The following is a 12,184-nucleotide window of genomic DNA, read 5'->3' as shown; positions in this document are numbered from 1 at the left end:
AGCCCTGGATACCCTTCCGCGCGCCTCCGGTGACCGCTGGCGTGGCTCTGGCTTTCCCCTGCCACTCGGACACCCCTACAGCGCAGAACGCGCTACAGCAGCGCCCCAGGCGGCTCTACGCCATCTCGGCTCCCGCGCGCCTCGATCCGCTGCACTCCGCGTCCACCGCGCTCCAGTCCCCGGAGGTCAGGGCCTTGCCGAGAATGCCGAACAGCTCGCCCATGCGCTGGCGCTGCTCCAGGCTCACCGGCTCGTCCTCGGCGTCCCGCTGGCGCTGGCGTGGCGGCACGGCCAGGGCCTGCACGCGTTGACCTTCGTGCGCAGTTCCACCGCCAGCTCGTCAAGAACTCCGCGACCTTCCGAACGTCGGAAGTACGTGTTGAACCGGCGGCCCGCGGCGATCAGCGTGCGTTCCGTGAACGCGAGACGCGGTAATCGTCGGCCAACAGCGGGAGTAGGCGCCAGCTTGGCCCGCCTCCTCCACGCCCATCGTCCCGGCAACCAGAACGCCAGGTCCGCCAGCCAGCGGCGCACGGTGTCTCGTCCGCCGGCCCCATCCACTCGGCCAGCGCCGGCAACGCCGCTGCGGCCTCCCGCTGCAGGTCAGGCGCCACCGTCTCCGGCAGGGTCCAAGTCGAGGGTTGGGCCGTCCCATCGGGCAGGATCGTTTGGGGCGTCTTGGTGGCGTCGCTCAGCCTCTTCGAGAGCGACGGCGACGAACCCGTTCCTGATGGCGGGAAGCTTGGTCACGTTGGCATGGTCGACTCCTTGCCGGCCCGGCTCATCAAGCCAGCGCTGGCCGTTCAGCCACGTTGCAGGTGTGCGATGAAGCGCTCCTCCCGCCCCGCACCTCGTCCGCATAGCGGCGGATGCGCCAGGAGGTCGCGGGCGTGGCGTGCTTCAGGGCGGATCGGTAGGCGCGCAACGCCGCCCCTTTCGCCACCTTGCGTGGGACGGCGGCCCACCACTCGGCGAACGCGGCCTCGATGTCCGGTTCAGGGGGCGGCAGTCGCGCCTCTTCGCCCCCCAGGTCGAGCGATAGAGTCTGATTCTGGATTCTTGTGGTTCTTTATGATGGATTGGCGGCATCTGGTGCCGGGGGGGTACGGCATCTGGTGCCGGGGGGTGCGGCATCTGGTGCCGGGGAGGGAGGCAGGAGATGCCGGGGGTACGGCATCTGGTGCCGGGGGTGGTGTGGTCGGAATGTCCAACTCATCAGCGGTCGGCGAACTCGCAACGGCAAGCTCACGGAGGCGGTCGAGGTCGATCCGGTATTCCCTAGGCAGGTGGTTTGCGGGATCTTCCGCAGCCACCATCACCAGCACCCCGCAGTCCTCCAACACACGGTAGGCGTCCCGCACAGCGCGGAGACACAGGCCGGTGTCCCTCGCTACCCGTTTCACACCAGGGAAAACCTTCCCGCCATCATCGGCGCGAAGTCTGCAACCGAAGCAGCACGAACTTCGGTGTGCTCTTGAGGTCCGTGTTCCACACCATGGTCATGACACGGACACTCACTCATCCGGCCCGGCGCCGGGCGCGGCGGCCTCCGTGCCCCCTGCCGTTCGGTAAGCGGCCAGCGCCGCCGCGTTGACCGCTGCCCAGGCCGCATGATCGGTTCCCCGCTCCGCTCGCCGGGCAAACGCCTTGCCGAAGACCGCGGGCGGCTGGACGGCCAGCTCTCCGCCCTCGGCTCGGACGAGCGTGCAGCGGTGGAGCCACACGCCCCCACCAGCACGTCGAGGCACGCGAGGGGCAGGCGCCCCCGCTCGTCCGGTTCCCATCGAGGAGGGATAGACCGGACACCCGCACCAGAGGGTCACTCATGGCCGGGTCCTTCTCAGCGCCGGCGCCGTCGGTCCGGCCGCGGCCTCCCACCCCTTCACCAGCTCATCGAGGCTTTCCCGGCGCGCGGCGATCTTGTTCGTGCGGGCGGCTTGAAGGTCGGCAGGTTGCCCTTTTCGTGCTGGTAATGGGCCTGCCGCTTCGTGATGCCCAGGTGCTTGGCGATGTTGCCCAAGCCCCAAACGAGGGTGCCCGCCTCAGCGGACGGCTGTGCGTTCATGATACTTCTCCATGGTGAGGGTCGCGTGGGAGGGCCGGATTTCGGGCGCCCAACCTGGTCAAAATGCCCGTTCGAGGGCTGTCTCTTGTCGCGTCCATGTCGCGTCCATGTCGCGCCGTTGTCGCGTGGGCGCGCCGTAACGCCTTGTATCGCCTTGGTTTTTGGCGAATGGCCTTGTCGCATGTGAAAAAGGCCCTCCGGACGGGTCCAAGAGGGCCTAACTTATTGTTTATAAACGATAATATCAGGGTTGGCCTGGGTGGGCATCGAACACCCGAGTGGGCTTTTACTTCAATGGCTTAGCTAGCCATGTCGCGAATTTGTCGCATCGGTGAGTGCGAGAAGCGCGCCGGCAGCTCGGTCTATTGCTTCGTGACGCCGACTGCCGTTGACGATGGGATGAACGTAGATCTGCAAGGTCATGTCGAACTTGCTATGCCCAACAGCGCAGCCACCTCGGGTAACGGCAGTCCATGCTCAACCATCCAGCTAGCGGCGAAGTGCTAAGCGCATGAAAATGCAAGTTTTTCTGCCCTCGAACCCTCAACCCAGCTCGTTCCAACAGACGTGGCCAATACCACTTGTGGAAGTTCTGTTGCCTAACCTGCGTGCCAGTTTCATTCCGGAATATCAAACCACGCTCGTTCTCGACATAGTGTTGCTCAATCCACGAGCGAAGCAAGTCGCGAACACGCACCGGCATAGGAACATCCCTAATTCCAGACTTCGTCTTCGGCGCCTTCAATAAATCGAAATCAGTAAGGCTGTGCCTCACATGAATAATCCTCTTGTTAATGTCGATGTTCTTAACAGTGAGCCCCATGATTTCGCCAAGCCGCAGACCACAGAATGCAGAGATGTTTACAAAACACTCCATCATATCCCTAACCCTGGGGCTACAGCCGCTATAAAGCTTAGATGAAACAGTCAGCAGTGTTTGAACTTGCTCTGGAGTGAAAGTTTCGATTTTACCGCAACCCACAGGAGACAACTCCCTACACGCCTCTGATATCACCTGCCCCTTAACCATCCCTCTCTTTTTTGCAAACTCTTCCATAGCCCGCAGCGTTGACAATCGCGTCTTCACCGATCGGGCAGAGTAATTCCGGCTTTTTATGATGAATGATTTGAACGCCTCGACATCTGAGAATTTAACGTCCGACACCTTCATTTTTCCGAAATACGGCAGGATGCAGACAGTGACGCCCTGCTTATGAACCCTTAGATGATTCAGTCCAATTCGATTATCTTTAACTTTATCCTCAAGATGCTTCAAAAATAGATCAGCCAGATCCTTAACGGTCAGCGATGAATGAGCGGAGAACCATCCGTTTTCTCCACTTCCATGCGAGTCCGATATGCGTCGGCGTCCTTCTTCTTCTCGAAGGTCTTCCGATGGCGCTTTCCCTTGCCATCGGTGTACTCACACACCACGCGGTTTTAGTCTCGCCATTGTGCGTCCATTCGCGCTTGCGCACGCTTGCCATGATGGTTCTCCAGATTGGAACGGGCGCAGCGCCGGGGATGCCCAGCGCCGTCGCCGCGGTTCAGGTGTGGTTGGGTGGGTGCGCGGATCGCGCACCCCGTCAGTGTTGCCGGGCCGGTCAGGCGCCCAGGCGTTCAATCAGCAGCGCCAGCGTGCCCGGCAGTTCGGCGGCGTGACCGTGGGTGATTCCCGCCGCAAGCCGGATCGTATCGGCGTCGCCGTTGACCGTGGCGGCGCGCAGCAGCTTGACCATCACGGCCAGCTCGCCCACCACCTTCTCCAGCCCCTCGGCGTAGCCGATGATCTCGGAGCGGTTCCCGTTGAGGCTCATGCGGCGGCCCTCCCCTCGTCAGCGGCCGGGCCGGCGTCGCCGTGCACCAGCCGCGGAGGTCTTCGATGGCCGACACGACGAGCAGGCAATCGCCACAAGCGCCTCGCTGGTCTGCTTCCAGACTTCGAGCTTGGCGAGAATGCCGGCGGGAGTGGCGGCAGGGGTGGAGCAGATGACGGACTCAGCCGCATCGACTTCCGCGCTCCAACGGTACGTCTCGTCCCACATGACGCGTTGGATCGGGTCGCGCTGGATCTCGTCGTGGGTCAGGCCAGCTTGCTCCAGCTCGTTCCAATGGGCATCCACCCGCTTGTTGGCGCCTTCGCACTTGCGTCCACCTCCGCCAGTGCGCGCACAGGGAGAGGACCGGATCAGGCCCGGCGGCCGGCGCACGACCTTCGAGCGAGCGATAGCGGCGCCAAAGGGGTCCGCGGCATCGGCCGACACGGGCCGGCCAGGGCCACCGCCGACGCGCCGGCCAGGATGGAGCGGCGGGATAATGACTCAAGCATTGATCACCTCCTGCCCGGCCAGCCAAGCCGACAGCTCGTTGCGCCGGGCGCCGATCCGCCTCGGGCCGATCTTGATGGTCGGGATGCGGCCCTCTTGGTGGAGGTGGTACGCCTGCCGCTTCGTGATCTTCAGCGCGTTGGCAATCGCCTTCATGCCGTACAGCAGGTCGCCCGGCTCGGTCGCGCGGATGCGGACCTTGCTCCCGGTCAGCACCTTCGGCTTCTCCTCGGCGATCTGGACGGGCTTGGCGCACCCGCCACCAGCTCCCCACCACCGCGGCCAGCCGGCCTACCTCGGCAGCAAGGCAGCCAGAGCGGCCCCCTCGGGCGAGGCGAGCTTGCCCGCCGGTAAGCCAAGAACACCTCGATGATCTGCCGGCGCACCAGGGCGGCTTGCGGGGTGCGGGACAGGGCGCAGATGACCAGCGCTTGGCCTTCGTTCAGGTAGTAGGCTTTGCCGGGGCGGCCGCCACGATTGGGAGTTTCCGATTGCCGGTCGGAAACCTCGCCAGAGGTTTTCTCCACCGTGGAGAAAACCCCGGTAGCTTCCACCAGCGCCCCATAGGTTTCCAGCTCCGCCGGTTCCGCTCGATCAGCTTGCGGATGTTGTGTGGCTTATCAAAGCCCAGCCGCTCGGCCAGAACCAAATCGGAAACCCGCGGCTCCCCATCTTGATCGTTCAGCTGGTCGGGGGTCAGGGGCGGCAGGTCGGCGGGCTTGGTAGGCACCAGGGCGCCAGCCGATTTCCGGCGGCCGGTGCCGGGCAAAGGTGTGGTATTGACGGAATCAGCCATGATCCGATCTCCACTCAGGTCGGGTTGTGGTCAGGCCGGGCGGAGTGTTGCCGCACCCCGTTCGGCCGCTTCTCTTGCCCCACAATCACAACACTGTTAACATAACCGTCAACCAAAATCACAACAGGGTTGTGACGGTGCTACCTGTCCAATGCAAGATGGCCCGCGTCGCCACGGGCCTCGGGGTGAGGGAGTTGGCCGAAGCGGCCAACGTCTCGACGCAAACCATTTCGAGGTTTGAGCGTGGTGAAGAGCTGAAGCCAGCCACCCTCGCAGCAATCCGGGCCGCCCTGGAGACTGCCGGGTCGAGTTCATCCCGGAGAATGGTGGGGGCGCGGGGGTACGGTTGAGGAAGGGCAGTCTGTAAAACGTCATCCAGCCATTGCGAGGATATAATGCGTTATGCCATAGCCATTGAAATGGATAAAAGCACACTAAAGCTTCAATACACCAAAGTAAAACCGCAAAACGATCCGGAGTCATACACAATCTGTATACGGATATTAATAAGTTTTTTAAAAATAGGGGATTTACCATAGAACAAAGAACTTTATATTTTAGCGATAACGCAACAAGCTACAACCAGTGCGTAGAACATGTTAAAGAGTTCAGCGCCAATAACCCTTGGTTTAAGCCAAGCATAAGAAGGATATCTATCCTTGAAGTTCCAAAACGGACTGATATTTTGGAAATTATTTGACAGGCGACCACGATAAACCGCTTTGTCGGGCCTCTACTTTTGGAACACGCCCCCGGCGAAAGCCACGCTATCCCATAGCTCGCCCTCAGCAGCCTGCTCAGCGCGCCCAAGGAGGAGGGGCTGCCCCACAGCAGCCCCTCCCCGCAGAACGCACTCACAGGCCGCCGGAGCGCGATTTATCGGGTAGCGGCTGGAGGGGTGTCGGTTGAGGCGACACCCCGGCGCTGAAACATGTGCATACATCAAAGCTGAACACACTCGCTCGGACTGAACCTTGGGCAGAAGCTGAGTTTAGGATGCATTCGAACGACATAGTTCCGCGCTAGACATTCTCCCATACGGGTCACATACTCGCCTCAGTGGAGCATTCGCCGCTCCACTCGCCCTCCCGGTAAGGACCCGGGGGAGTGTTCATCTATTCTGGAAGGGATGCAGCCACCACGAACTGTTTCCAACCCCTCTCGTCCTTCAGCAAATCAATCACAGTAGATGAGACAAATGACTCCAATAGCAAGCGTGCTTCCTGGAGCAACACCGTATAAAGACGGAAATGTCACCGACACTTGGTTGGGGCAGCTGTTCGTCGGGAAAGGCAAACCGCCGGTCCATGCCATACTTAAGGATCTACCACCGAAAGAGTTGGCCAACGAACTTTTTGGCGCAGCTTTGGCCACTGCATTGGGACTACCAGTTCCTCCTTATTTTATTGCAGCGGCCACTTCATCTGTTTTACCAGTGCGCAAAGGACCGTCTCGCGGCAGCTATAAGTTTATGTTTGCTACAGAGCGACAAGGCACGCCACCGCTGAAAAGACATTGGACTGGCACACGTATTCCACAGAGGCTTATTGATGCACTTGCACGCTGGCCAGGAAATGGGACGGCTTTTGCGTTCGACACCTGGGTAGCAAATGTAGACAGAAATCTCGGAAACATATTATTCGGTGGAGGCACTGACATTTGGCTCATTGATCACGGACAATGCTTGACCGGACCTAATTGGGTCGCGAAAAATCTCAACCCAAGTGAATCCTATAAAAATAAACTCGCACTTTGGTTTTGCCCCTACCTGGATAAGCCTCGCACATCCGTGCTCATCGCCGCATGCAGCGCGATGCCCACCCACGTCAAAGCACTCGACCTTACTGCCATTGCGCAGGCAAGTCGCGCCTTAGACCTCTTGACAGAAAGCGATGGAGCTTCAATGATTTCTTTCCTAAGAGATCGAGCGCCTATCGTTCCGCATGTGGGAAGCCGTCAAGCGTCGCCATACGGGTTATTCTGATGTCCGAACTTCGAATTAATATGTTGTCGGAAGACGAAATTCCATTACCCTCTGATTTAACGAGGGCAAAATGGGCGCCTGTCTACCTAGAACCTATAATTGGATCAGGTGAACGCCTCACTGTTGGCATTTTGGTTGCCTCTGAAGATGGATTTGCCGTTGTACGGGCAAGCGGTCTCGATAGGCTTCATTGCTTATATGCAGAAGAAGCCGAAGGGTTACTGTTCCTCATTGATGCGTCCCTGGATGAACTTCAGGAGGATATCTCCAAACGTGGCATCGACGCTCTAACTCATCCAATCAGTACGCTAGCCGGGATAACAGTGGGGCAAGCGTTAGAAGGTGCTGGGGAAAGCTTAGAAGCCATAGCAGAGTCTTGGCTACAAGTCCGCTCGTCACTCTATCGGCCCAAAATTGCCAGCACAGAAATCGCTGAGACAAGCGAAACTGTCTTTAGAAGTGGCAAGCAAAAACGACTTAACGATACAAGATCAGCTCCCCGCCAGGGTTGCCCAGGAAGTTGCGGCGATCCGTCCTGGACTTGCCGACTTCTTCCGCTTGGATCTTAGGCCAAGCTTTGATCAAAAAATATCGCTCACGGCCACGACAGAAATCTCACACCGTAAATATCGATTTCTCAGGATCACGCATTGTTGCAAATTTTTGCACGCTTAATGCATTAAGGCCGTTCAACGCTGCAAAAAATGTGAAGACGAGGTTGTGGGATCTAAAAGTTGATCGCGACAGATCTCGCAAAATGACTGGAATTTATCTAGATCATGAACTTTTTGTGTTTAGGCCAAGCGAGAGCGATCCCAATTATACGGACAAGCAGCTTGATAACATCGCTGAAGCCTTGCATGAGTTGGAGAAGCAAGCCGATCAAGAAGAAATCAGAATACGCCCTCTGTCGTCCGTAAAGGTAATGGCGCAGCATATTTTGATGGCCGAGCAGACGGAAAATAGAGCTCACTGACCACCTCGGTGATCTTTGCGGGATCGGTGGATTCGTCAAGTGGCGATTCCACCAGAACCGCTCCCTCACACCATCAGCAACTCATCCGGCCTCTCGTCGGTGCTGTAGATGCTCGGGCCGGTTGCCGGCCCGGTCACCCCCTACCCCTTCACCCTCTCCGCCAGGAGCCGGGACTCGTTCGCCTTCCGCCAGCTCTCCACCGCCTCGATATCGAGAAGCCCATCGTCCCGCACCGGCATTCCCCGCTTCACCCAGCGCGTGAGCGTCGGGTTGGACACGCCGATATGCGCGGCATACTGCAGGCGGGTCATGACGCCTTCCAGGCCCGCGGCGGCGATCAGCCGTTGCTGTTGGCTGGCCACCTTGGCTTGCCGGCCGGCCTTGCCCCGGAGATCCGCCACATGCGCCTCCAGCACCTCCACACGGCGCAGGACATCGGCTATAGCGCCGGCCGCGGGATCGGGCTGGCCTTCGGGTGTGGGATCGGGCTGGATCTGGTGCGCGGGCTGGCCGTCCACCTGTGTTGCGGCCTGCAACACACCCCGCGATCCAAGCCGTAACACAGGCTGTGTCACAGGCTGTATGACAGGCTGTGTCACACCCTCCCCCAGCGCGGCGCGCAGCACGTCAGCAAAGCCGGGATCGGCCTTCAGCCGGGCCGCCACGTCTCGGACAAGCCCTTGATGTTCTGGAGATACGCGAACTGAAATGGTCGGGGTCGCCATGGCGGATCACCTGTAACACAGTGCGTAACACACCCTGTGTTACAGGCCGCAACACAGGGCGGTCAAGGTGTGTTACAGGCCCGCCCCAGCCGGGTCCGCGGCAGGCTTCGAAGCGACGTCACTCCAGGGCATCGCTCCAAATGCCGTCAACCACTCGCTGTTCCTCGATGATGTCCCTGACCTTCCGGACGTTCTCCTTCATCCGGTAGACGGACGAAAAGGCGCCACCCCTGTATTTGCCGATGTCCAGAGTATCAACGCCTTGCTCACGAAGAATTTTGCACGCTCTGTCGATTACCCACGTGAGTTCACGTTCACCCTTCTCTTCGGCCTCCTTCAGAGCTGCAATCTTCTCTTCGTACGGCACATCCATCGTCAGAACGGCGTTGATCCGCTCCGTCACCTTGAGACCGGTGCGAGTTGCATCCCTCTCGACGCGCTGGGCCATGCGCCGCGCTTCGCTACGCAGCATGGCGCCGCTCCACCCGCCCGAACCGGGCGGACAGCTCCGCATAGTCGGGATAGGTCCCGATGACGGTTTGCGCGACCCCGGCGGCGGTCGCGGTCGTGAGGGTCATTTGCCCGCCGATGCAGCCCCAGTTCGCGTAGTGGGCCTTGGCCTTCCACTGCGCGAGGCTCAGCTTGACCAGCCGGTCAACGTCCGCTTCCGCGGGCAGCTTCACCGCGGCGGGCGGCGCCGGCATCAGATGCACGGACGGCGCAAGCCAGGTCGTGCACACCGGTTCCCCCGGCTCCCGGACCACGCGGGCCACAGCAAGCCCACCATCCCGGTTCTTGCCGAAGATCGTGAATTCGATCCCGCGCGACGCGATGAAGACCGGCGCGTCATCGAGCGGCAGGCCCTCCAACATGGTCCGCGTGCCTTCGACGGCGTGGATCACGTCATCGTGCACGGCCAGCGCCTGGACGATGGGTTCGCCCACCATCTCGATCCCGCGATAGGTGACCGCGAAACCCCGATTATCGGAAAACACGGGCCTTCGTATCGCACAGGCGCAGCGGGTCGCCCTTCAGGTTATAGACGAGCGTGTCCGTCACGCAGATGATCCGGTCGGCGCTGAAGGCGAGGTTGCAACAGCTCATTGAAGGGCCTCCTCGAAGATGGCGGTGACGGCGACATCATCGCCTTCGCCGTCTGTGATGAATGCGTCGGTGCCGGCGTCGGTCATGTCCACACCCAACGCCTTCAGGTCGTTCATCTTCTGGATGATCGCGATTTGCTCAGCGCGGGCCGCGTTGCTCATGCCGAGCATCTGGAATTCGGCGTTCGCCATCTCGACTTGCTGGCGTTGCTCGTCCGCCATCTGGGTGAACCGGAGCTGTCGCTGCGCCAGATCGCGGCCCGCCATATCTTCGGTGATGGAGCGCACCTGTGCGGCGTCTCGCTCAGCGTCCAGCCCGCGTTTGCGGGCCTCCGCCAGTACCTCGTTCGCCAGGGCCGCTTCGCGGGCCGCCGCTGCACCACCCTTGGCCCAGGCGTTCGCCAGCCGCTCGGCGTCGGCGGCTTGATCGCGCATACTGGCCCTGAATTGCGCGGCCTGAACCGCGCGCTGCGCCTCATCGATCTTGCGCAGCCGGACAACGATCGCATCATAGGATTCGGTGGTGCTGCGCGCGGCCTCGACCATCGCTTGCTGCTGAATCGTCGCCTCCCGCACCGCGGCGGAAGACACCCCATGCGCAGCGGCGACCTTCTGGGCACCCTCGGCCTGTGCGGCGGCTGCGCGGTTGGTGGCGTCGACTCCCCGCTGCTGTTCGAGCCGGTATGCCTCCACCGCCTTCGCTGCAATCCGGTTCGCCGTCTCTTGGGCATAGAGGATCGGCATTCCGGAAGTGATTGCGTCATCAAACGCCTTCTTGTAGGCGGTAACCTTCACCTGTTCTTGGGCATAGGCCCGCATGGCGGATTCACCGCCCTTCAGCGCCTTAATCTTGGCGTCGAGGTCATCTTCCTGCACGAACAGCGACGCGGCGGCCTGTCCCTCCGCAAGAGCCAGATCGCGGCTGGTTTTCGCGGCCTCCCGCGCTGCTTCGGCATAGCCCAACAGCGCCTTCTGCGCCTCGGTCGCCCTGCCTTCCAGATCGGCCATACGCGCCTCGGCAACGCGGATCGCCTCCCCCGTCTCCAAGAGGGCGCGCACGTCCTCATCGCGCATCAGCTTCACCGCACCTTGTGCGTTCAGTGCCTGGAGCTTGCCCAGGAAGGCGGTGAGGTCCTTATCTCTGCCGAGCTGTTGCAGGGCGCTCAGCGCTGCCGGCGCGTCCTGCACGCCGGCCATCGTTGCGTTGCGGATCGTGTCCCATGCAGCTTTCTGGTCCTTCGTCCGCTTCTCGGTCAGGGTGGCAAGGTCAGCTTGCAGGGCCAGTTTCGAGAGGGCGCGTAGTTCGCCACCGAGTGCGCGGTATCGGTCGGACAGGTCGTCAACCGACTTCCCTGTCTCGCGCGCCCGCCCCTCGAACACGCCCAGCACGTCGCCGAAGGTGTCGATTTCCTTCGCCGACTTTCCTGTCTCGTCCCCCAGCTTGAACAGAACCCCGGCGGCGACCGATGCCACCGCCACCACCGTTCCGATAGCCACGCCCATAGGACCGAAGGCGGAGGCGACCTGTGGACCTTGCTGCGCCAGGATCGTGAAGGCGCTGGTTCCCATCTGCGCCTGAACCGCCACATCCTGGAGCTGGAGCCCCAAGTTGCCCATGGCACCCTTCATTCGTCCCGCCCCCACGGCGGCGACGGTGGTGGCGGCGCCGGTCTCTTGCAGGCGGCGTGAAAGTTCGGCGTGCCGTTCCTCCGACAGCTTGACTCCGCTAACCTGACCGGCCAGCGCGCGGTTCAACAGTTCTTGGTCATGAGCGAGCTGGCGAGTGCGTTCCGCAGCCGGGTCGAGACGGCGCGTGAGGTCCTCAACGGCCTTCGCCTCCCGCGCGCTGGCGGCGGCGGTCTCGTCGTACTTGAGCCGTGCGGTTTCGAGGATTCTGGCGTGTTGCGTTTCGGTAATCAGCTTCTTCGCCAGCGCCCTGTCCGCCTGCTCCGTCGCGCGGGCCATGCGGTCGGACGCATCGACATAAACCCCGCTGGCACGGGCCAGGGCGCCGAACTCGCGCGTCACCCCGGCAAGGCGTTTCGTGTTGGTCTCCGCCCCCCACCGACCGAGTCCATGACCTTGGCGACGTCGCCAAGGGCGGCCATCGCCTTCTTGTTGTCGACGGTCAGTTCCGCAATGCGAATGTCGCTCATGGGTCACCTGCGAAGGTGGGTGGCGCCACGGCGCCGGAGGTAGGAGAGGCCT

General features: G+C 61.3%; 15 protein-coding genes and 1 pseudogene. 3 read left to right on the top strand and 13 right to left on the bottom strand.

Annotation, left to right across the window (positions count from 1 at the left end; translation table 11 throughout):
- Nucleotides 1-115: 115 nt before the first annotated feature.
- The 7 genes from TSH58p_RS17910 to TSH58p_RS33190 form a co-directional block, all read right to left on the bottom strand.
- Nucleotides 116-304 carry a hypothetical protein gene (locus tag TSH58p_RS17910; RefSeq protein WP_109469289.1) on the bottom strand — a complete coding sequence of 63 codons (189 nt, stop codon included), beginning with the start codon at nucleotides 302-304 and terminating at the stop codon, nucleotides 116-118.
- A gap of 1,578 nt (nucleotides 305-1,882) precedes the next feature.
- Nucleotides 1,883-2,065 carry a hypothetical protein gene (locus TSH58p_RS17905; RefSeq protein WP_109469288.1) on the bottom strand — a complete coding sequence of 61 codons (183 nt, stop codon included), beginning with the start codon at nucleotides 2,063-2,065 and terminating at the stop codon, nucleotides 1,883-1,885.
- 433 nt (nucleotides 2,066-2,498) lie between these two features.
- Entirely contained in the window at nucleotides 2,499-3,341 is an 843-nt protein-coding gene (locus TSH58p_RS17900; RefSeq protein WP_162600048.1) for a tyrosine-type recombinase/integrase, read from the bottom strand.
- A 328-nt stretch (nucleotides 3,342-3,669) separates the two neighbouring features.
- Entirely contained in the window at nucleotides 3,670-3,882 is a 213-nt protein-coding gene (locus tag TSH58p_RS17895; protein ID WP_109067693.1) for a hypothetical protein, read from the bottom strand.
- An 18-nt stretch (nucleotides 3,883-3,900) separates the two neighbouring features.
- A complete protein-coding gene (locus TSH58p_RS17890; RefSeq protein ID WP_162600047.1) occupies nucleotides 3,901-4,329 on the bottom strand; it encodes a hypothetical protein in 429 nt (142 codons plus the stop codon).
- A 57-nt stretch (nucleotides 4,330-4,386) separates the two neighbouring features.
- Nucleotides 4,387-4,608 carry an AlpA family transcriptional regulator gene (locus TSH58p_RS17885; protein ID WP_204165712.1) on the bottom strand — a complete coding sequence of 74 codons (222 nt, stop codon included), beginning with the start codon at nucleotides 4,606-4,608 and terminating at the stop codon, nucleotides 4,387-4,389.
- 226 nt (nucleotides 4,609-4,834) lie between these two features.
- Nucleotides 4,835-5,188: a hypothetical protein gene (locus TSH58p_RS33190; RefSeq protein WP_162600046.1), complete on the bottom strand. Its 354-nt coding sequence runs from the start codon at nucleotides 5,186-5,188 to the stop codon at nucleotides 4,835-4,837.
- Between the two features lie 158 nt (nucleotides 5,189-5,346).
- Between TSH58p_RS33190 and TSH58p_RS17880 the strand changes: the two are divergent.
- The 3 genes and pseudogenes from TSH58p_RS17880 to TSH58p_RS33180 all read left to right on the top strand — a co-directional run bounded on the left by TSH58p_RS17880 (nucleotide 5,347) and on the right by TSH58p_RS33180 (nucleotide 8,148).
- Nucleotides 5,347-5,555: pseudogene (locus TSH58p_RS17880) on the top strand (helix-turn-helix domain-containing protein).
- Nucleotides 5,556-6,377: 822 nt separating this feature from the next.
- Entirely contained in the window at nucleotides 6,378-7,172 is a 795-nt protein-coding gene (locus TSH58p_RS33185; RefSeq protein WP_162600024.1) for a HipA family kinase, read from the top strand.
- 541 nt (nucleotides 7,173-7,713) lie between these two features.
- Nucleotides 7,714-8,148 carry a hypothetical protein gene (locus TSH58p_RS33180; protein WP_162600045.1) on the top strand — a complete coding sequence of 145 codons (435 nt, stop codon included), beginning with the start codon at nucleotides 7,714-7,716 and terminating at the stop codon, nucleotides 8,146-8,148.
- A 140-nt stretch (nucleotides 8,149-8,288) separates the two neighbouring features.
- Here the strand turns inward: TSH58p_RS33180 and TSH58p_RS33175 are convergent, their stop codons facing one another.
- From TSH58p_RS33175 to TSH58p_RS34445, 6 genes are all read right to left on the bottom strand, one after another.
- On the bottom strand, nucleotides 8,289-8,873 hold the full coding sequence (locus TSH58p_RS33175) for a hypothetical protein (RefSeq protein ID WP_146205845.1): 585 nt from the start codon (nucleotides 8,871-8,873) through the stop codon (nucleotides 8,289-8,291).
- Between the two features lie 118 nt (nucleotides 8,874-8,991).
- Nucleotides 8,992-9,321: a hypothetical protein gene (locus TSH58p_RS17865; protein ID WP_109469284.1), complete on the bottom strand. Its 330-nt coding sequence runs from the start codon at nucleotides 9,319-9,321 to the stop codon at nucleotides 8,992-8,994.
- A 13-nt stretch (nucleotides 9,322-9,334) separates the two neighbouring features.
- Nucleotides 9,335-9,820 carry a hypothetical protein gene (locus TSH58p_RS17860; RefSeq protein ID WP_109469283.1) on the bottom strand — a complete coding sequence of 162 codons (486 nt, stop codon included), beginning with the start codon at nucleotides 9,818-9,820 and terminating at the stop codon, nucleotides 9,335-9,337.
- Between the two features lie 34 nt (nucleotides 9,821-9,854).
- Complete coding sequence (locus TSH58p_RS34450) at nucleotides 9,855-9,977, bottom strand: hypothetical protein (protein WP_256380055.1); 123 nt, start codon at nucleotides 9,975-9,977, stop codon at nucleotides 9,855-9,857.
- Nucleotides 9,974-12,004 carry a phage tail length tape measure family protein gene (locus TSH58p_RS17855; protein ID WP_162600044.1) on the bottom strand — a complete coding sequence of 677 codons (2,031 nt, stop codon included), beginning with the start codon at nucleotides 12,002-12,004 and terminating at the stop codon, nucleotides 9,974-9,976. The genes TSH58p_RS34450 and TSH58p_RS17855 overlap by 4 nt, the downstream gene beginning before the upstream one ends.
- Nucleotides 12,001-12,132: a hypothetical protein gene (locus tag TSH58p_RS34445; protein WP_256380054.1), complete on the bottom strand. Its 132-nt coding sequence runs from the start codon at nucleotides 12,130-12,132 to the stop codon at nucleotides 12,001-12,003. Before TSH58p_RS34445 ends, TSH58p_RS17855 begins: the two co-directional genes overlap by 4 nt.
- Between the last annotated feature and the right edge of the window lie 52 nt (nucleotides 12,133-12,184).

Source organism: Azospirillum sp. TSH58, assembly GCF_003119115.1.
Taxonomy (GTDB): domain Bacteria; phylum Pseudomonadota; class Alphaproteobacteria; order Azospirillales; family Azospirillaceae; genus Azospirillum.
Note: the sequence above shows the minus strand (reverse complement) of the source record. Positions and strands in the feature narration are given on the sequence as shown.